Raw genomic sequence first — 18,751 nt, forward strand, 5'->3', positions numbered from 1 at the left:
CCGATGTGCGGGTCCGCACCGCTCTCCGGGGACCGAACGCCCACACGCGCTCCCGGAACGACCGAACGCCCGCACCTCGCTTGTCCAGATCGGCCGCCGGGGCGGGCAGGGCGTCTCGCCCGGGGCCTCAGGCCGCAGGGCTCAGGCGGCAGGGCTCAGGCCGCGGGGCTCGCAGCGGCGTCCGGGTCGGCGAGCGGTTCCTCCACCGGGGTCGGCAGCGGCGGGTTGGCCGTCCACGCGGCCGCGAGCAGCACGATCCGCGCGATCAGGTTGATCCAGATCAGCAGCGTCACGAGCACCGCGAATGACGCCAGCAACGCGTTGGCGTCCGAGCTCCGGGCGACGACGCTCGTGCCGAGCAGCCGCACCGCGCCGATGCCGACGGCGGCGATGATCGCCCCACCGCGCAGTTCACGGCGGTGCGGGTGCTGCCCCGCGAGCACGACGACCACGAGCACGAAGATCCCGACGTCCACCACGAACGCGACCGCGATCCCGACGACGCGCACCACGAATCCCATGCCGTCGCTGAGCCCGACGAGGTCGAGCGCCCAGCCCGCGGCCGTCGTCACCACGATGCTGAGCACCGCCGACAGGAGCACCGCCAGGGCGAGCCCGGCGAAGCTGGCCAGCTCCCGCAGCTTTCCGGTCACGGCGTTCCCGCCGCCCCCCTGCGCGCCGAACATCGCCCTGATCGCCGTCCGCAGCGCCGCCATCGCGGCGGTCGCGCTGAGCGCGAGGACGACGACGGCGACGACGCCGGCCGCGTTGAGGCCCGCGCTCACCACGAGGTCCTCGGGCTTGAGCAGGCCGCTGTCGTCGCCGGTGTCGATCAGCCCCGGCAGCGAGCTGGCGAGCGTGTCGAGCACGTCCTGGCGCAGGCCCGTGTTCCGTCCGAGCACGGCCATGAAGACGGTGTAGCCCAGCGTGAGGCCCGCGAAGACGGAGAACAGCGCGCTGTACGCGATGCCGCCGGTGAGCACGCCGCCGCCCGCGGCGCCGAACCGGGCGTTCGCGCGCGCGGGCCGGGTCTGCTGCCACCAGGCCAGCACCGCCTGCAGGCGCGCGACGATCGCCGCGAAACCGCGCGGGCCGGTCTCGGGTCGCCCCGCCGCGACGTCGGCCGTCGACGCCGCGGCCACGTGCGCCGAGCCCGCCCCGGCCGCGGGGGACGCGACGGCGTCGTCGACGTGCTCTGGCCGGTGCGTTTCGCCCATCGGACGACCTTACGAGCCGGTGCGCTCCCGGGCGAACGGAGCGCTCCCGCTCGCGCGCCGCGGCCGCGCGGACGAGCCGGTGAACAGGAAGTCGCGGACCGGGCGCCAGACGTTGTCGTCGCCGTGCTCGAAGAACTGGAACCCGCTCACCACGAACCGCGCCTGGAACTGCGCCATCTCCGCGAAAGCGCGGTCGAGCGCCGCGTCGGGCACCTCGTGCGCGACGGTCACGTGCGGGTGGTAGTCGAACCGTACGTCCTGCGCCAGCGGGCCGGAGCGCACCGCGGCCTCGAGCCGCGCGCACTCGGGTGCGCCCTCGTCCACCTGGACGAACACGACGGGCGAGACCGGCCGGAACGAGCCGGTGCCCCGGAGCTGGAACACGAACGGCCGGGTGGCCGCCGCGACGCGCGCGAGGTGCGCCGAGATGTCCGCGAGCTCGCGCGGCTCCACGACCGTCGGGCCGAGGAGCGTGATGTGCGGCGGGATGTCGCCGGCGAGCGGATCGCCGAACCGCCCGCGAGCGTGCTGAAGCGTGGACCCGTAGGGCTCCGGGACCGTGATCGCGACACCGATCCGCAGCTGGCTGCCGGACCGCTCGGGCAGGATCACGAGCGCCGGGCGCGCGCGGGCAGGAGCCCGAGCCGGTCGTAGACGCGCTCGAGGGTTTCGCGCGCGAGGGCGCGGGCCCGCTCGGCGCCGTCGGCCAGCAGGTCGTCGAGCGTCGCCGGGTCCTCGAGGTAGCCCGAGACCCGGGTCTGGAACGGGGCGAGGAAGTCGACGACGACCTCGGCGAGGTCCTTCTTGAGGTCGCCGTAGCCGCGGCCGGCGTACTCGCCCTCGAGGGCCTCGATGGACCTGCCGGTGAGCGCAGCGAAGATCGTGAGCAGGTTGGACACCCCGGGCTTGCCCTCGGGGTCGAACCGGATCTCGCGGCCCGCGTCCGTGACGGCAGACCGGATCCGCTTCGCCACGACCTTGGGGTCGTCGCGCAGCTCGATGATCCCGTTCGGGCTCGCGGCCGACTTGCTCATCTTCGCCGTCGGGTCCTGCAGGTCGTAGATCTTGGCGGTCGCCTTGACGATGTGCGGCTCCGGCACGACGGCCGTGCCGGGCCCGAACCGCGCGTTCAGGCGCTGCGCCACGTTGCGGGAGAGCTCGAGGTGCTGGCGCTGGTCCTCGCCGACCGGGACGAGGTTGGTGTCGTACAGCAGGATGTCCGCCGCCATGAGCAGAGGGTAGGTGAACAGGCCGACCGACGTCCCGTCGGAGCCGTGCCGAGCCGACTTGTCCTTGAACTGCGTCATCCGGCCGGCCTCGCCGAACCCGGTGTGGCAGCTGAGCACCCAGGCCAGCTCGGCGTGCTCGGCGACGTGCGACTGCACGAACAGGATCGACCGGGCCGGGTCGACGCCGGCGGCCAGGTACTGCGCGGCCGTGCTCCGGGTGCGGTCCCGCAGCAGCGCGGGGTCCGTCGCGACGGTCAGGGCGTGCAGGTCGACGACGCAGTACAGCGCGTCGTAGTCGTCCTGCAGCGAGACCCAGTTCGTCAGGGCACCGAGATAGTTGCCCAGATGCAGCGAGTCCGAGGTCGGCTGCATGCCGGAGAAGATCCGGGGGCGGGGTACGGGCATCGACGAGGTCACCGCTGTGGACATCTGCCCAGTCTCGCAGGTGCGCCGAGGTGCTTGCGACCTCCGAGCGCCCGACGGCGGCCCGCGCCGCGCGCGGCAGCGCTCAGGTGGCCTCGTCGTCGAAGGGCGGGGGCGAGGTCCCGGCCGGGGCCGTGGCCGCGTCGCTCGCGGCGCCTGTCGCGCCGGTGATCCCGCCCGAGATCCCGGCCGCCGCGGCCGCTACCGGCACCGCCGCAGCCGTCGCCGCGGCGCCCGGCGTCGCGCGGGCGGTGTACGTGCGCACGCCGGGGGTCACCGCGGGCTTGACCGGCGGGTCGTCGAGCAGCGCCTCGCGGACGATCCGCCGCGGGTCGTAGCGGCGGGGGTCGAGGGCCGTCCAGTCCACGTCGCCGACCTGGTCGCCGAGCTCGGAGTCGACCCGCTCCTTCGCGGTGCGCAGGAAGCCCCGCGCCGTGCGGACCCAGGCGCCGAGCTGGGCTGCGTACCGCGGCAGCCGCTCGGGCCCGACGACGATCACGGCGACCACGATGAGCAGCAGGAACTCGCCGCCGTTGATGTCGAACACACCGTCACGATACCCGCGAGGCTATTGGCTGGTCGCCTCGTCGAGCACGACGCGGATCGCCCGCGCGGGATCGTCGCCCGTTCGCACCTCGAGCGTGATGGTCTCTCCCGGCGCCTTCGCGCGGATCGACACGATGAGCTCGTCCGGCTCGGTGACAGGGCGACCGTCGATGGTCAGGATGATGTCGCCGGACCGGATGCCCGCGTTGTCCGCCGGGCCGCCGGGGCTGACCGCCTCCTGGCCCTGCTGGGGGGAGGTCGCGACCTGCACGCCCTCGCCGGCGTAGCTCTGGTCGAGCAGCACACCGACGATCGGGTAGGTCGCGGTGCCCGACTCGATGAGCTGCTCCGCCGTGCGCCGCGCCTGGTTCGAGCCGATCGCGAACCCGAGCCCGATGCTCCCCGCCGTGACCGCGCCGGCGCCCGGCGGCTGGGCGATCGCGGAGTTGATCCCGATGACCTCGCCCGCCGCGTTCACGAGCGGGCCCCCGGAGTTGCCGGGGTTGATCGCGGCGTCCGTCTGCAGGGCGTTGATGAAGGCGGTGTCAGTCGCGTCGCCCGCCGAGACGGGACGGTTCAGCGCGCTGATGATCCCGGTCGTGACGGTCCCCTGGAGCCCGAGCGGGGCGCCGACCGCGACCACGGGGTCGCCCACCGCGACGTCGTCGGAGTCCCCGAGCGTCAGCGGCACGAGGCCCGTGCGCTCGACCTTGATGACGGCGAGGTCGTAGTCCCCGGTCCGGCCGACGATCCGCGCGGGCTCCTTCGTCCCGTCCGCGAACAGCACCTCGATCGTGGCGCCATCCGCCGCGCCCGCCGCGATCACGTGGTTGTTCGTCAGCAGGTACCCGTCCTGGCGCAGGACCATCCCCGAGCCCGTCGACGTGCCGTCGGCGCCCTCGACCTGGATCGCGACGACGCTCGGCAGCACGCGGGCGGCGATGCCGGCGACGCTCTCGGGTGCACGAGCCGCGCCGACCGGCGCAGCCGAGACCGGCAGCCCCGCGTCCTCGAGCAGCCCCGTGTCGAGCACGCGGACGGCCACGACCCCGCCGAGGGCGCCGGCCGCGAGCGCGAGGACGAGCAGCGGCGCGAGCCAGGCGAGGCTGAGCGACCGGCGCGGCCGCGGGCGGCGCGGGGCAGAGAACGGCGGTGGCGCTCCCCAGGCGCCCGACCCGAAGGCGGCCGGCGGCGCGACCACCGCCGCCGCGATGGGCGCGTCGGCGCGCGCCTGCGGGGACAGCAGCGGCGGGGCAGCAGCCGAAGCCGACGCCGGGGCCAACCGGCCCGAGGGCGGCGCGAAGGGATTGACGCGGGCGCGCTGGTCGCCCGGTTCGTCGGCAGCTGTCATGGGCGCGCCAAGGCTCCTGTCACGGTGTCCCAGCCGCGCGTGAGCCGCGCCGGCAGGCCGTCGTCGTACTCCGCGGCGGGAAAGTCCGCCACGAGCTCGGTCGCGGCGTCGGTCTGCCCGTCCGCGACGACCGAGACGACCGTGTCGCCCGCCTGCCACACGGCGTGCCAGGGCTGCCTGCTGAGCACGAAGACCGTCCGGTCCCCGACCGTGAGCTCGGCGGCGCCGGCGAGCGCCTCGACGTCGAGCTCGCCCGCCTGCTCGGTGAGCACGATGACGCCGTGGGGACCTTCGAGGTCGAGCTCGAGCACCTCGCGGTCGGCGCCGACGAGCCGGGCACCCGTGACCGCGTAGCCGTCCGGCAGGCCGACGGGGCTGCTCCAGCCCGCGTCGCGCATCCAGGCCAGGACGGCGGCGTCGGAGGTCATGGCGCTGGGTGACGACGTCGACGCGGCGAGCCGCGTCGCGAGCTCGGGCGCCCACGCGGTCGCGGACGTCCCGCCCGGGGCGCTCGCGCCGCCGAGGGTCGTCAGCGCCTGCGCCGGCTCGGAGTCGGGGACGACGACGGGCTGGGCGCCGAGCAGGAACAGGCTCGCGGCCACGACGCCGAGCCCCGCGAGGGAACCCGCGGCCAGCCGCACGCGCGGGCTCCGACGCGCGCCCAGCTCGCCCGTGAGCGCGCGCGCCGGCATCGAGTACGCGGAGCTGCCCAGCGGCACGACCGGCACGCGACGGGCCGCCCCGGCCGGCCGCTGCCCGCGGCGGGCCGCGTCCGGGTGTCCGGGGGCCGGCTCGCCGGCGAGCGCGAGCAGCCGCGCGGTGAGGTCGGGCGCGGGCTCGGCGTCCGCGACGACGGACAGCGTCCGGCGCGCCTGCCGGGCGGCCGCGAGCTGATCGGCGCAGGTGGGGCACGCCGCGACGTGCGCGAGCGCCCGCTCGGCCTCGGCGGCGCCGAGCTGGCCGTCGGCGAGCGCGCTCACCCAGCTGCCGAGGTGGTGCATCACGGGCGCCTGACGGCGGCCAGGTCGGACAGGTCGGCGGGCAGCAGGACGCCCGGCGCGCGGTGCGCGAGCGAGGTCCGCAGCTGCGCGCGCGCCCGGTGGATGCGCGAGCGGACCGTGCCGAGCTTGATCCCGAGAGTGACGGCGATCTCCTCGTAGGACAGGCCCTCGATGTCGCACAGCACGACCGCCGCGCGGTACCCGGGCGAGAGCTCGTCGAGCGCGAGCTGGACGTCGCGGTCGAGGTTCGCGTGCTCGAACCCCCGCTCCGGGTTCTGCAGCTCGCCCGTCGCCGCGTAGCGCTCGGCCTCGTCGCCGATGGAGTCCATCCGGATCCGCTTCTTGCGCCGAACCTGGTCGAGGAACAGGTTGGTCGTGATGCGGTGCAGCCAGCCCTCGAACGTGCCCGGCGTGTAGCCGGAGAGCGACCGGAACACGCGCACGAAGACGTCCTGGGTCAGGTCCTCCGCCTCGTGCTGGTTCCCGGTGAGCCGGTAGGCGAGGCGGTACACGCGTGCCGAGTGCTCGCGCACGATCTCCTCCCACGACGGCGGCGTCCAGGGCGCGGCGGGGTCGCCCACCCGAACGGCGTCGTCAGCATCGGGCGAGATGGCGCTCGGCGTGACCATGGCCATGCGGTGCGGTCAACTCCTTGTTCTTTGTCGTCAGGCGTTCAACGTCGTCAGGTCGTCTGAGCAGCCTGCGATCGTCTTGGGTCAAGTCTCGCAGGTGCGGGGGTATTCCGCACGAGCCGGCCCCCGCGGCTCCGGCCCGCGCGGCGGTACCATCACGGCACTGCTTCGACCACCATCGTGAACCGCCCAGGAGGCCGCCATCTCCACCGACAAGACCCAGAGCTGGGTCTACTCCGAGGAGTTCCTGCCCGAGGACGACGTCCTGCTCAGGGCCCGTGAGCGCGCGAACCAGCTCGGCTGCGTACCCATGCTGCCCGGCTCGGGCGCCGCCCTGAACGTCCTGGCGGCGAGCGCGCAGGCGCGCGCCGTCGTCGAGATCGGCACGGGGGCGGGCATCGCCTCGCTGTACCTGCTGCGGGGCATGCCGGTCGACGGCGTCCTGACGACGATCGACATCGAGGTCGAGCACCAGCGCGCCGCGAAGGAGGCGTTCGCCGAGGCCGGCATCCGCCCGACCCGCACGCGCGCCATCTCGGGCCGCGCGCTCGACGTGCTGCCCCGCCTGACCGACGGCGCCTACGACCTCGTCCTCGTCGATGCCGACAAGGAGGGGTACCCCGCGTACGTCGAGCAGGCCCTGCGCCTGCTGCGCCCGGGCGGCGTGCTGGCGCTCGACAACGCGCTGTGGCACGACCGGGTCGCCGACCCGGCGCGACGGGACGAGACGACGACGACGATCCGCGAGGTCGGCCGCGCGCTGCGCGACGACGACCGCGTGCGGGCGGCCATGCTGCCCACCGGCGACGGGCTGCTGGTCGCCGTCAAGCGGTAGGCACTCAGGCCAGGTCGTCGAGGAAGCGCAGCAGGAGCCGGACGCCGTACCCGGTCGCGCCCTCGGTGATCTCGTGCCGGTCGGCCGTCGCGCGCGCGGGGCCCGCGATGTCGAGGTGCGCCCAGCGGCGCCGGCCCGCGAACTCGCGCAGGAACAGGGCAGCCGTGATCGAGCCCGCTCCGGGCGGCGAGAGCGGGGACTGGCGCAGGTCCGCGACGTCGGACCGGATCGCGTCGAGGTACTCCTCGACGAGCGGCATGTGCCACACCGGCTCGCCCGCCGCGTCGGCGGCGGCCTCGAGCCCCGCGACGAGCGGCCGGTCGGCCCCGTAGAGCGCGGCGTGGGTCTTGCCGAGCCCGACGCTCGCGGCACCGGTGAGCGTCGCGATGTCGATGAGCACGTCCGGATCCAGCTCGGCATCGGCGAAGGCGAGCGCGTCGGCGAGGACCATGCGGCCCTCGGCGTCCGTGTTGGACACCTCGACCGTGCGGCCGCCGTACATGCGCACCACGTCGCCGGGGCGGTAGGACGCGGCGCCGAAGTGGTTCTCGGCGAGCGGCAACACGGCGGTCACGCGATGACCCAGGCCCTGCTCGGCCGCGGCGAGCACCGTCGCGAGCGCGACCGCGGAGCCCGCCATGTCGGTCTTCATCGTGACCATGTTCAGGCGCTGCTTGATCGAGATGCCGCCGGTGTCGAACGTGATGCCCTTGCCGACGACGACGACGTGCCGCCCCGTGCGGCCGTCCGCCGGGCGGTAGCTCACGGTCACGAGCCGCGGCTCACTGGCCGAGCCGGAGCCCACGGCGAGGATGCCGCCGAAGCCCTCGGCGGTGAGCTCCGGGACCCCGAGCACGCGGACCTCGAGGCCGAGCGGCGCGGCGAGGTCGCTGGCCCGCTGCGCGAGCCAGGCGGGGTTCTTCGTGCTCGACGGGGTGTTGGTGAGGTCGCGGGCGAGCCACGTGGCGCGCGCGCCGACCGTGGCGGCAGTGATCGCCGCGGCGTCCTTGTCCCCATGCTTGCCGAGCAGCACGAGCTCGCGCGCGGGCTGGGCCGGCTCGAGCCCTGTGCCCTGGGTCGGCAGCCGGTAGGACGCCAGGAGGTACCCCTCGACGAAGGCGCGGACGGCCTCGGGCGAGCGACGGCCACCCTCGGAGCCGATCGTCGTGACGACCTTGCCGATCCCGCGGGTCTGACGGGCCAGGGCCGCGCCGGCGCGGCGGAGGTCGGTCGGGCTGCCGGTGCCGACGCCTACGAGGATGAGCCGCGCGGGCAGGTCGGCCCACGGCAGGTCGGGCCCGGACGTGCGCAGCCGCCGCGGCAGCGGCAGGGTCCATGCCTCGCCCGGCGATCCGGTCAGACCGGCGCGCTCGGCGAGGTCGCCGAGGGCGATCCCGTACCGCGCGGCCGCATCGGCCGTGCCGGCACGGGGCTGCACCTCGGTCTCCCCCGCCGCGGGGGGCGCGACGGGCACCGCGAGCGCCTCGACGTCGTCCGCAAGAGCGAACGAGGCGAGGACGCCGCGCGCGGCGACGACCGAGGGAAAGGGATGCCCGAGCCGCGCGCTCACGCGCGCGGAACTGCTGCGGCCGGCCAACGGGTCAGCTGACGGCGGAGGTGAGTGCCTCGCCGAGCGCCTGGGCCTCGGTCGCGTTCAGCTCGACGACGAGTCGTCCGCCGCCCTCGAGCGGCACGCGCATGACGTAGCCACGGCCCTCCTTGGTGACCTCGAGCGGGCCGTCGCCTGTACGCGGCTTCATGGCGGCCATTCGTGGCTCTCCTTCATTCGATGCTGACCGACTCCGGAAGCCCCGCGCCCGCATGGAGCGGCGTCGAGGAGTCCGGAGCGGATGTCCAGATCCATTCTAGGTCACCTCGAGCCCCTGCTGGTGTCGCAATCACGGTGGCCATCCCGACGGTGGCGTCAGCCGCCACAGCATCCACACCCATCCGACCTGGAGCAACGTCCCCGCCACGACCAGGGCGGCGAGCCACAGCCGCGGCCGGCGGCCGGAGCCGCGAACCATGCCGGCGGTCACCGCGCCGAGCGGGAACGCGAGCAGGAGGAACCGCGCGAGGCTCGTCCCGGGCTCGATCACGCCCACGAGGTAGGCGAGGTACGCGATCGGCCAGGCGAACAGCTCGGCGCCAGCGCGCCGGGCCGGCGGGGAGGTCACGAGCACCGCGACGGCGAGCAGCACGGCGCCGAGCAGGAACGGCCCCCACTGCCCGGCGAGCCACCGCGCGACGTCGAGCCAGGGCAGCACGGGCACGACGCCCGGCCGCGCGCGCCACGCGGCCTGGGTCTCGAGGTAGGCGTCGGGCCGGCCCGTGACCGCGGCGCACACGGCCGGCCACGCGAACCCCGCGACGACCGCGGCGGCGAGCAGCAGGCCCATGCCGCCGACGTCGCGGCGCGGGACCGCGTCCTCGCCGCGGCGCGCGGCGCGCCAGCGGGCGACGACGTGCACCGCCACGACGACGGCCATCGGCAGCGCGACCGCTCGGGTGAAGCCGAGCGCGAGCACGAGCGCCGCTGCGGGTACGTACCGGCGTCGGATAAGCGCGAGCAGCACCGCCGCGACCAGGAGCAGCGCGAGCGACTCGGTGTAGGCGATCTGCAGCACGACCGCGGTCGGGAAGGTCGCCACGAGCGCGACCGTGGCCAGCGGCAGGCCGGGCCGGGCCGCGACCGCTCGCGGCGCCCCCGCCTCGATCGCTCGGTAGATCACGAGCATGGCCGCCGCGCCGAGCACGACGGCGAGCAGCGGGCCCACGCTCTGCCACGGAGCGCCCGTCACGGACATCACGAGCCGCGCCAGGAGCGGGAACAGCGGGTAGAAGGCCCATGCGTTCTGCGCGACCGTCCCGTCGTCGCCCACGGGCAGCGTCTGGGGGTAGCCCTGCTCGGCGATCTCGCGGTACCAGCTTGCGTCCCACATCAGCCCCGTGAACTGCAGGTACGACGGCGCCTGCGGGGTCCAGAGGTTCGCGACCTGCTCCTGGGCGACTGCGACGAGCACGAGCGCGCTCACGACGCGGGCGAGCACGTAGACCCCGAGGACCTGGGCCCACCAGGGCTGCGCCCGCAGGCTCACGCGAGGCCGCGCACCGCGCGTGCCGGCGCGAGGTCGCCCCGGAGGGTCGCGACCATGTCGAGCGTCCGGCGGGTGGCCCGCACGTCGTGGGTCCGAAACACGCGCGCGCCGAGCCACGCGGCCACGGCGGTCGCCGCGAGCGTGCCCTCCAACCGCTCGTCGACCGGCAGGTCGAGGCTCTCGCCGACGAAGTCCTTGCGCGAGAGCGCCATCAGCACCGGATGCCCGAGGGCCACCAGCGCCTCGGTGCGGCGCACGAGCTCGAGCGAGTGCCAGGTGTTCTTGCCGAAGTCGTGCGTCGGGTCGACGAGCACGCTTGCCGGGTCGATCCCGAGCGCGACCGCGCGCGCCGCCGACGCCGCGAGCGTCGCCGTGACGTCGTCGAGCACCCCGCCCGGGTACTCCACCCGGAACGGGTCCGACCGCGGCCGCGCGCCGCCGGTGTGCGAGCACACGACGCCCAGCCCCAGCTCGGCGGCGACCTCGACGAGGCGCGGGTCGTGGCCGGCCCACGTGTCGTTGATCAGGTCGGCGCCGGCCCGCCCGGCCGCGCGGGCGACGTCGGCTCGCCACGTGTCGACGCTGATGAGCAGGTCGGGGTGCCGCTCGCGCACGAGCTCGATCACGGGGAGCACGCGCGCGGCCTCCTGCGCGGCGTCGACCCGGGGGCCGCGCCCGGCGCGGATGCCGCCGATGTCGACGAGGTCCGCGCCGTCGTCGGCCGCGCGCGCGACGGCGTCCGCCGCGGCCGATCCCGACCCGTACCGCGCGGGCGCGTAGAACGAGTCCGGGGTCCGGTTGACGATCGCCATCACGACCGGGCGGTCCGCGCCGAACGTGCGGTCCCGCAGCCGGACGACCGCGCCGGCGGGCGGCACCGCGGCGGGCGGGGTCACGTCTGCGGGCGGGGTCACGCCTGCGCGGCGGCCCGCGCTGCGGCGGCCTCGGCGGCGGCCGACTCGGCGACCGCCGCCTCCTCCGCGTCGCGCAGCGCGGCGTCGTGCGCCACGACGTGGGCGACGGCGTCGTCGGGGTCGTCGACGAGCTTGATCAGGTCCAGGTCCCGGTCGCCGATCATCCCGCGCTCGCGCACCGGCCCGGCGAACCAGTCGAGCAGCCCGCGCCAGTAGTCGCGGCCGACGAGGACGATCGGGAACTCCGTGACCTTGTGGGTCTGCACGAGCGTCAGCGCCTCGAAGAGCTCGTCGAACGTGCCGAAGCCGCCCGGGAGCACGATGAAGCCCTGCGCGTACTTGACGAACATCGTCTTGCGCGCGAAGAAGTAGCGGAAGTTCACGCCGAGGTCGACCCACGGGTTCATGCCCTGCTCGAACGGCAGCTCGATGCCGAGCCCGACGGACAGGCCGCCGGCCTGGCTCGCACCCTTGTTCGCGGCCTCCATGACGCCCGGTCCGCCGCCGGTGATGACGGCGTAGCCGGCCTCGGCCAGCCCGCGGCCGACCCGCTCCGCGAGCGCGAAGTCGGGGTGCTCGGGCTTGACCCGGGCCGACCCGAACACGCTCACCGCGGGACCGACCTCGGCGAGGGCGCTGAAGCCCTCGACGAACTCGCTCTGGATGCGCATCACCCGCCACTGGTCGCTGTGCAGCCAGCTCGCGCTGCTGCCCGGGCGGGCGAGCAGGCGCTGGTCGGTCGTCGTGGTGGGAATTTGGCCCCGGCGCAGCAGCACCGGCCCCTTGCGGTAGCCGTGCCCCGGTGCTGGTACGCCGTCGTCGCTCGTCATACCCGCGACTCTAAGTTGTCAGCCAGGACCGGAGCGCGTCGTGGCACAGGTGGAGCTGCCGAACGGCGCAGTGCTCGTCGTCCTTGTGCGCGAGCAGCGGGTCGCCGGGGCCGAAGTTGACGGCAGGGATGCCGAGCTCGGCGAAGCGCGCGACGTCGGTCCAGCCGAACTTCGGGGCCGGTGCGCCGCCCGTGAACGTGAGCACGGCGGCCGCGAAGTCGGCGGCCGCGGGCGCGTCCAGGCCGGGGCGCGCGCCGCCGGACGCATCGGTCACCGTGACCTCGAACCCGTCGAAGAGCTCGCGCACGTGCGCGATCGCCTCGTCGACGGACCGCGACGGCGCGAACCGGTAGTTGACCGTGACGACGCACTCGTCGGGGATGACGTTGCCGGCCACTCCCCCGCGGATCGCGACCGCGTTCATGCCCTCGCGGTACACCAGGCCCTCGACCTCGACGTCGGTGGCCGCGTAGGCGGTGAGCCGGCGCAGCACCTCGCCCGCGCCGTGCACCGCGTTGGTGCCCATCCACGACCGGGCCGAGTGCGCGGCGACGCCGGGCACGCGGACCTCCACGCGCAGCGTCCCGTTGCAGCCGCCCTCGAGCCCGGCGTTCGTGGGCTCGCCGAGCACCGCGAAGTCCGCCACGAGCCAGTCGGGGTGGTTGCGCACGATCCGGCCGAGCCCGCTGAGGGCCGCGTCGACCTCCTCGTTGTCGTAGAAGACCCACGTGACGTCGCGGGTCGGCGCGGTCAACGCGGCCGCGAGCGCGACCTGGATCGCGACGCCGCCCTTCATGTCGACCGTCCCGCGGCCCCACACCTGCGCGTCGTCGCCGGTGCCGACCAGCGTCGTCGGCACGTTGCCTGCGATCGGCACGGTGTCGAGGTGGCCGGCCACGATGACGCGCGCCGCCCGGCCGAGCGACGTCCGCGCGACGACCGCGTCGCCGTCGCGCAGGACCTCCAGGTGCGGGTACGGCGCCAGCGCTGCCTCGACCGCGTCCGCGATCGCCGCCTCGGACCCGCTCACCGACGGCAGGTCGCAGAGCGCCCGCAGGAGGGCGAGCAGGTCGCCGGTCGGTTCGAGGACGGTGTCGTGGGGGCTCACCCCGCGACCCTACCGACCGCGGCGACCGCGGCCGGCGGCGCCGCGATTAGGGTTGCGGCATGAGTTCGCGCACCGCGTGGGGCTTCGGCCTCGCCACGATCACGTCCGACCCGGCGGCCACGCCCGCGACCCTCGACGTCTGGTACCCCGAGCCGACGCTCGGCGAGCCGCCGGCCGGCGCGGCCGTCCCGGCGGGCCTGGCGGAGCTCGAGGCCGAGGACGAGGCTCGCCAGGTGCGCACCGTCGTCGTGCGGACGGTCATCGAGCTCGACGCCCCGCCGGCCGACGCGGCCGACGCCTACCTGCGCCTGCACCTGCTCTCGCACCGGCTCGTCGCCCCGCACGGGCAGAACCTCGACGGGATCTTCGGCCGGCTCTCGAACGTCGTCTGGACCGACCGGGGGCCGTGCGCGGTCGACGGCTTCGAGTCCACCCGACTGCGCCTGCGCGCCGCGACCGGCACCCCGGTGACCGTCTACGGCGTCGACAAGTTCCCGCGCATGGTCGACTACGTCGTCCCGTCCGGCGTGCGGGTGGCCGACGCCGACCGCGTGCGGCTCGGCGCGCACCTGGCCCCGGGCACGACCGTGATGCACGCCGGGTTCGTGAACTTCAACGCGGGCACCCTGGGTGTCTCGATGGTCGAGGGGCGCATCTCGTCGGGCGTCGTCGTCGGCGACGGCAGCGACGTCGGCGGCGGCGCGTCGATCATGGGCACCCTCTCGGGCGGCGGCCGCGAGGTCGTCTCGATCGGCGAACGGTCCCTGCTCGGCGCGAACTCGGGCCTGGGCATCGCGCTCGGCGACGACTGCATCGTCGAGGCCGGGCTGTACGTCACGGCGGGCACCAAGGTCGCACTGGTCGGGTTCACGACGGCCGACGGCGCGCCCGTCGAGACCCGCGTCATCAAGGCCCGCGAGCTGTCCGGGGCCAGCTCGGTGCTCTTTCGCCGCAACTCGCAGTCCGGTGGGATCGAGGCGGTCGCGCGCACGGGCGCCGGCGTGGTCCTCAACGCCGCGCTGCACCAGCACTGACGCGTCGACCCATGTCCCTCCGCCGCCGCCGCACCTCCCCCGGGCGCACCGCCCTGACCCTCCTCGCGGTGGGCGGCCTCGCGGTGGTCGGCGTCGTGTTCGCGCTCAACCGGCTCGGCACCGCCGAGGTGCTCAGCGAGCGCTGCGCCGCCGCGAGCGACGGGACGAGCTGGTACCTCGACCCGGCCCAGGCCGACAACGCCGCGCTGCTCGTGGGCGTCTCGGTCCGCCGGGCGCTGCCCGCGCGCGCGGCGACGATCTCCATCGCGACGGCGCTGCAGGAGTCAAAGCTCATGAACCTCGACTACGGCGACCGTGACTCGATCGGCCTGTTCCAGCAGCGGCCCTCCCAGGGCTGGGGCACGATCGAACAGATCATGGACCCGGTGTACGCGACCAACGCGTTCTTCGACGTGCTGATCACCGTCGAGGGCTATGAGGGGCTCCCGATCACCGAGGCAGCCCAGCGCGTGCAGCGCTCGGGCTTCCCGGAGGCGTACGCCCAGCACGAGGGCGTCTCTCGCGCCTGGGCCTCGGCGCTGACCGGGTACACACCCGCGTCCGTGACCTGCGAGCTGCGCGCGTCGACGAGCGCGGGCTCGGCCGACGCCGTCACCGCCCGGATCGCGCGCGACTACGGCGACGCCGCGACGACGACCGTCGACGGCGCCGTCGTCACCGTGGATGCGCGCGCGCTCGGCTCGGGCAACGCCGCCGACGACGCGCGGCTGGCCTGGTCGCTCGCGCAGTGGTCGGTCGCGGTCGCGGACGGCCTCGAGCTCGACGCCGTCGCGACCGCCGCCAGGTGTGGACCCGGTCGGAATCCGCGTGGGCCGCGACGAGCGCGGCCGACCCCGTCGCGCCCGGCGAGGTCCGCCTCACCCTCGCCGGCTGAGCGACCCCAGGGACGGGGCGGCCGTCCGGTCGGCGACTGGAGCGCCGACCCTGGCCGCCGGAGCGGACCGCCGGACGGAGTGTGGGCAATCTGCTCTCGAGCCCGCGCGGGTGGGGCTTCTGCCGGTCCGCCACCGATTGAGGGGACCGATTGCCCACACCCGAGCGCTCGGGAACCGATTGCCCACACGCGCGAGCTCACGGCCAGGTCGAACCCGCCCGGAACGGGCGGGCGCGGCCGCTGCGGCCCTAGCGGGACTCGACCGGCAGGTAGTCCCGCTCGACCGCGCCGGTGTAGACCTGCCGGGGCCGGCCGATCTTCGTCTGCGGGTCGCTCATCATCTCGCGCCACTGCGCGATCCAGCCGGGCATGCGCCCGAGCGCGAACAGCGGTGTGAACATCTGGTCCGAGAAGCCCATCGCCTTGTAGATCAGGCCGGTGTAGAAGTCGACGTTGGGGTACAGCTTGCGCTCGATGAAGTACTCGTCGTTCAGCGCGATCTCCTCGAGGCTCATCGCGAGGTCCAGCAGGTCGTCGTGCTCGCTGCCGAGGCTCTGCAGCACCGCGTCGGCGCTCTTCTTGACGATCGCGGCGCGCGGGTCGTAGTTCTTGTAGACCCGGTGGCCGAAGCCCATCAGCCGGACGCCCTGCTCCTTGTTCTTCACGCGGGTCATGAACTCGCGGGCGTCGCCGCCGCCGGCCTTGATCTCCGTGAGCATCTTCAGGACGGCCTCGTTCGCGCCGCCGTGCAGCGGGCCCGAGAGGGCATTGATCCCAGCCGCGATCGAGGCGTAGAGGTTCGCGTGGCTGGAGCCGACCATGCGCACGGTGGCCGTCGAGCAGTTCTGCTCGTGGTCGGCGTGCAGGATGAGCAGCTGGTCGAGCGCCGCAACGGTCGTCGGATCCGGGTCGTACTGCTGGTACGGCACCGCGAACGTCATGCGCAGGAAGTCCTCGACATACCCGCGTGAGTAGTCCGGGTACAGCAGCGGCTCGCCGACGGCGCTGCGGTGCAGGTAGGACGTGATCGTGCGGGTCTTGGCCAGGATCAGGACGGTCGCGAGCTCGATCGTCTCCGGGTCGAACGGGTCGAGCGACTCCGGGTAGAAGGTCGACAGGGCGTTGACCGCCGACGACATGACCGCCATCGGGTGCCCCGTGCGCGGGAAGGTCCCCATGAACGTCCGGAAGTCCTCGTGCACCAGCGTGTGCCGGTTCACGCGCTCGACGAACGAGTCGAGCTCGGTCGCGGTCGGCAGCGCGCCGTGGATGAGCAGGTACGCGACCTCGAGGAAGCTCGACTTCGCGGCGAGCTGCTCGATCGGGTAGCCGCGGTAGCGCAGGATGCCCGCGTCGCCGTCGATGTACGTGATCTCCGAGTCGCACGCGGCGGTGTTCATGAACCCCGGGTCCATGGTGACGACGCCGGTCTCCTTGAGCAGCGAGGACACGACGATCCCGTCGTTCCCGTCGCTCGCCCGGACCACGGGCAGCTCGATCGCGGATTCCCCGATGGTGAGTCGGGCAGTCGTTGCCTTGACGGTCTCGGACATGCGGTTCCCTCCTGCGTTGCCCGCTCGCGAGGTTCTCGCGGCCCGGGAACGACTCTTGGCTTTTCGACCGGAGTCGGTCGGACCTGGTAGACGTCGTTGACTCGCGCTCACGCTACCCGCGCTACCAGCCCGCGACGAGCGCTCCGGGCACCAAAGTCCCGGTCCGGGCGTGATCCGGATCACATCTGAAGCCCGGGGGTGCCCTTCCCCGCGTCAGGCCCCGGTGAGTCGGGCCGCCGCCTCCGCGATGCGCTCGTCGGTCGCGGTGAGCGCGAGCCGGACGTGACCCGCCGCAGCGACGCCGTAGAAGCTCCCGGGAGCGGCGAGGATGCCCAGCTCCGCGAGGTCGCGGATCGTCGACCAGCAGTCCTGACCCGCGCCCGCCGGCCGCGCCCACAGATACAGGCCGGCGGCCGACCCGTCCACCTCGAGCCCCGCGGCCCCGAGCGCGCCGAGCAGCCGGGCCCGCCGGACCCGGTACCGCTCGCGCTGCACGGCGACGTGCTCGTCGTCGGCCAGCGCCGCCGTCATCGCGGCCTGGACGGGGCCGGGCACGATCATCCCCAGGTGCTTGCGGGTCTCCACGAGGCCGGCGACCAGCGCCGGGTCGCCCGCGACGAAGGCGGCGCGGTACCCGGCGAGATTGGACTGCTTGGACAGCGAGTACACCGCGAGCAGCCCGGTCAGGTCGCCGCCGCTCACGCGGGGGTCGAGCAGGCTGGGCACGCCGCCGCTGGCCCACGGTTCGTCCCAGGCGAGCTCGGCGTAGCACTCGTCCGAGGCCACCACGGCGCCGGCCGCGCGGGCCGCGTCGACGACGGCGCGCAGCTCGGCGGCCGAGCGCACCCGGCCGTCGGGGTTGCCGGGCGAGTTGAGCCACACCAGGGCGACGTCCTGGCCGCGCCAGGCGTCGACGTCGTCGGCGGGCAGCGGCGTCGCCCCCGCGAGCCGCGCGCCGACGTCGTAGGTCGGGTAGGCGGTGCTCGGGTGCACGACGACGTCGCCCGCGCCGAGGCCGAGCAGCGACGGCAGGAGCGCCACGAACTCCTTCGAGCCGACGGTCGGCAGCACCGCGGCCGGGTCCAGCCCGGGCACGCCGCGGCGGCGGGCGAACCAGTCGACCACCGCCTGCCGGAGCGCGGGCGTGCCGTGCGTCGTGGGGTAGCCCGGCGAGTCGGCTGCGGCGGCCAGCGCGGCCTGCACGACGGCGGGCGTCGGGTCGACCGGCGTGCCGACCGAGAGGTCGACGATGCCGCGCGGGTGAGCGCGGGCGATCGCCGCGTAGGGCGCGAGAGTGTTCCACGGGAAGACCGGGAGGGCGCCGACCTCGAAGCCCATCTAGGGCGCCGGGGTCGCGGGCGGGGTCGAGCGCACGGCGTCGCCGCGCTCTACTCGGTGACCACCTGGAGGGGAAGCGTCGCGATGATGGGGTGGTCCTTGGGGATCATGCCCAGCTTGGCCGCGCCGCCCGGGGACCCCAGGTCGTCGAAGAACTCGACGTTCGCCTTGTAGTACTCGGCCCACTGCGGCGGCGTGTCGTCCTCGTAGTAGATCGCCTCGACGGGGCAGACGGGCTCGCAGGCGCCGCAGTCGACGCATTCGTCCGGGTGGATGTAGAGCGACCGTTTGCCCTCGTAGATGCAGTCGACGGGGCATTCCTCGATGCACGCCTTGTCCTTGACATCCACGCACGGCTGGGCGATGACATACGTCACGGTCGATCCTCCTGGGCCCGTTCGATCGGGTACGCCTTCGGCGGCCTGTCTAGTATCCACTAGGTGACGGCTCCGACACTCGTACGTCCCGCGTGATGACCACCACTGTCGGCCCGACCCCGGCGCCCGAGCCGTGGCGCGCCTGGCCGACGGGCACGCGCGTGGTGGTCCGGCGCCGCCTGAGCGAGGGCGGCTACTCCGACGTTCTCGGCGAGGTCCTCGCCTCGGACGGCACCGGCGTGCGCATCGAGACCCGGCGCGGGCCCGTGCACGTACCGGCCGCCGACATCGCGCTCGGCAAGGTCATCCCGCCGGCGCCACCGCGCCGCGCGCCCCGGCAGCCGGACTGAGCGGCCGACCGGACTCAGCG

General features: G+C 74.4%; 19 protein-coding genes and 1 pseudogene. 4 read left to right on the forward strand and 16 right to left on the reverse strand.

Going from position 1 to position 18,751, the window contains the following annotated elements; translation table 11 throughout:
- Nucleotides 1–155: 155 nt before the first annotated feature.
- The 7 genes from J4E96_RS15980 to sigE form a co-directional block, all read right to left on the reverse strand.
- Nucleotides 156–1,217: a YihY/virulence factor BrkB family protein gene (locus J4E96_RS15980; protein ID WP_227423052.1), complete on the reverse strand. Its 1,062-nt coding sequence runs from the start codon at nucleotides 1,215–1,217 to the stop codon at nucleotides 156–158.
- Between the two features lie 9 nt (nucleotides 1,218–1,226).
- On the reverse strand, nucleotides 1,227–1,829 hold the full coding sequence (locus J4E96_RS15985; RefSeq protein WP_227423053.1) for a 2'-5' RNA ligase family protein: 603 nt from the start codon (nucleotides 1,827–1,829) through the stop codon (nucleotides 1,227–1,229).
- Nucleotides 1,826–2,875 (reverse strand): tryptophan--tRNA ligase, encoded by a 1,050-nt coding sequence (gene trpS, locus J4E96_RS15990; RefSeq protein ID WP_227423054.1) that lies wholly within the window; start codon nucleotides 2,873–2,875, stop codon nucleotides 1,826–1,828. The genes J4E96_RS15985 and trpS overlap by 4 nt, the downstream gene beginning before the upstream one ends.
- A 79-nt stretch (nucleotides 2,876–2,954) precedes the next feature.
- Complete coding sequence (locus tag J4E96_RS15995; RefSeq protein WP_227423055.1) at nucleotides 2,955–3,416, reverse strand: Sec-independent protein translocase family protein; 462 nt, start codon at nucleotides 3,414–3,416, stop codon at nucleotides 2,955–2,957.
- A gap of 21 nt (nucleotides 3,417–3,437) precedes the next feature.
- On the reverse strand, nucleotides 3,438–4,766 hold the full coding sequence (locus tag J4E96_RS16000) for a S1C family serine protease (RefSeq protein ID WP_227423056.1): 1,329 nt from the start codon (nucleotides 4,764–4,766) through the stop codon (nucleotides 3,438–3,440).
- Nucleotides 4,763–5,767 carry a zf-HC2 domain-containing protein gene (locus J4E96_RS16005; protein WP_227423057.1) on the reverse strand — a complete coding sequence of 335 codons (1,005 nt, stop codon included), beginning with the start codon at nucleotides 5,765–5,767 and terminating at the stop codon, nucleotides 4,763–4,765. The genes J4E96_RS16000 and J4E96_RS16005 overlap by 4 nt, the downstream gene beginning before the upstream one ends.
- Nucleotides 5,767–6,396 carry an RNA polymerase sigma factor SigE gene (sigE, locus tag J4E96_RS16010; RefSeq protein WP_406620466.1) on the reverse strand — a complete coding sequence of 210 codons (630 nt, stop codon included), beginning with the start codon at nucleotides 6,394–6,396 and terminating at the stop codon, nucleotides 5,767–5,769. The genes J4E96_RS16005 and sigE overlap by 1 nt, the downstream gene beginning before the upstream one ends.
- A 205-nt stretch (nucleotides 6,397–6,601) precedes the next feature.
- On the opposite strand from sigE, the gene J4E96_RS16015 reads away from it, so the two are divergent.
- Complete coding sequence (locus tag J4E96_RS16015; RefSeq protein WP_227425797.1) at nucleotides 6,602–7,234, forward strand: O-methyltransferase; 633 nt, start codon at nucleotides 6,602–6,604, stop codon at nucleotides 7,232–7,234.
- Nucleotides 7,235–7,238: 4 nt separating this feature from the next.
- Here J4E96_RS16015 and J4E96_RS16020 read toward each other — a convergent pair whose 3' ends face one another.
- From J4E96_RS16020 to dapE, 6 genes are all read right to left on the reverse strand, one after another.
- Nucleotides 7,239–8,804 (reverse strand): leucyl aminopeptidase family protein, encoded by a 1,566-nt coding sequence (locus J4E96_RS16020; protein WP_227423059.1) that lies wholly within the window; start codon nucleotides 8,802–8,804, stop codon nucleotides 7,239–7,241.
- A gap of 31 nt (nucleotides 8,805–8,835) precedes the next feature.
- The gene (locus J4E96_RS16025; protein WP_227423060.1) at nucleotides 8,836–9,003 is read right to left on the reverse strand and encodes a DUF3117 domain-containing protein; all 168 of its coding nucleotides are present in this window, start codon (nucleotides 9,001–9,003) and stop codon (nucleotides 8,836–8,838) included.
- A 129-nt stretch (nucleotides 9,004–9,132) separates the two neighbouring features.
- Nucleotides 9,133–10,332, reverse strand: a complete 1,200-nt coding sequence (locus J4E96_RS16030) for a hypothetical protein (protein ID WP_227423061.1) — start codon at nucleotides 10,330–10,332, stop codon at nucleotides 9,133–9,135.
- A complete protein-coding gene (folP, locus tag J4E96_RS16035) occupies nucleotides 10,329–11,246 on the reverse strand; it encodes a dihydropteroate synthase (RefSeq protein ID WP_227423062.1) in 918 nt (305 codons plus the stop codon). Before folP ends, J4E96_RS16030 begins: the two co-directional genes overlap by 4 nt.
- Nucleotides 11,243–12,076: an LOG family protein gene (locus tag J4E96_RS16040; RefSeq protein ID WP_227423063.1), complete on the reverse strand. Its 834-nt coding sequence runs from the start codon at nucleotides 12,074–12,076 to the stop codon at nucleotides 11,243–11,245. The genes folP and J4E96_RS16040 overlap by 4 nt, the downstream gene beginning before the upstream one ends.
- Nucleotides 12,077–12,086: 10 nt before the next feature.
- Nucleotides 12,087–13,184, reverse strand: a complete 1,098-nt coding sequence (gene dapE / locus J4E96_RS16045; RefSeq protein WP_227423064.1) for a succinyl-diaminopimelate desuccinylase — start codon at nucleotides 13,182–13,184, stop codon at nucleotides 12,087–12,089.
- 59 nt (nucleotides 13,185–13,243) lie between these two features.
- Between dapE and dapD the strand changes: the two genes are divergently transcribed.
- Entirely contained in the window at nucleotides 13,244–14,218 is a 975-nt protein-coding gene (gene dapD / locus J4E96_RS16050) for a 2,3,4,5-tetrahydropyridine-2,6-dicarboxylate N-succinyltransferase (RefSeq protein WP_227423065.1), read from the forward strand.
- 11 nt (nucleotides 14,219–14,229) lie between these two features.
- A pseudogene (locus J4E96_RS20510) lies at nucleotides 14,230–15,113 on the forward strand (hypothetical protein).
- A 248-nt stretch (nucleotides 15,114–15,361) separates the two neighbouring features.
- Here the strand turns inward: J4E96_RS20510 and J4E96_RS16055 are convergent.
- The 3 genes from J4E96_RS16055 to fdxA all read right to left on the reverse strand — a co-directional run bounded on the left by J4E96_RS16055 (nucleotide 15,362) and on the right by fdxA (nucleotide 18,381).
- Complete coding sequence (locus J4E96_RS16055; RefSeq protein ID WP_227423066.1) at nucleotides 15,362–16,666, reverse strand: citrate synthase; 1,305 nt, start codon at nucleotides 16,664–16,666, stop codon at nucleotides 15,362–15,364.
- Nucleotides 16,667–16,879: 213 nt separating this feature from the next.
- Nucleotides 16,880–18,004: a succinyldiaminopimelate transaminase gene (gene dapC / locus J4E96_RS16060; protein ID WP_227423067.1), complete on the reverse strand. Its 1,125-nt coding sequence runs from the start codon at nucleotides 18,002–18,004 to the stop codon at nucleotides 16,880–16,882.
- A 50-nt stretch (nucleotides 18,005–18,054) separates the two neighbouring features.
- Nucleotides 18,055–18,381, reverse strand: coding sequence for a ferredoxin (gene fdxA / locus J4E96_RS16065; RefSeq protein ID WP_227423068.1), 327 nt, complete (start codon nucleotides 18,379–18,381; stop codon nucleotides 18,055–18,057).
- Between the two features lie 95 nt (nucleotides 18,382–18,476).
- On the opposite strand from fdxA, the gene J4E96_RS16070 reads away from it, so the two are divergent.
- Complete coding sequence (locus J4E96_RS16070) at nucleotides 18,477–18,731, forward strand: putative acetyltransferase (RefSeq protein WP_227423069.1); 255 nt, start codon at nucleotides 18,477–18,479, stop codon at nucleotides 18,729–18,731.
- Nucleotides 18,732–18,751 lie beyond the last annotated feature (20 nt).

Origin of the sequence: Pengzhenrongella sicca (assembly GCF_017569225.1) — a bacterium.
Taxonomy (GTDB): domain Bacteria; phylum Actinomycetota; class Actinomycetes; order Actinomycetales; family Cellulomonadaceae; genus Pengzhenrongella; species Pengzhenrongella sicca.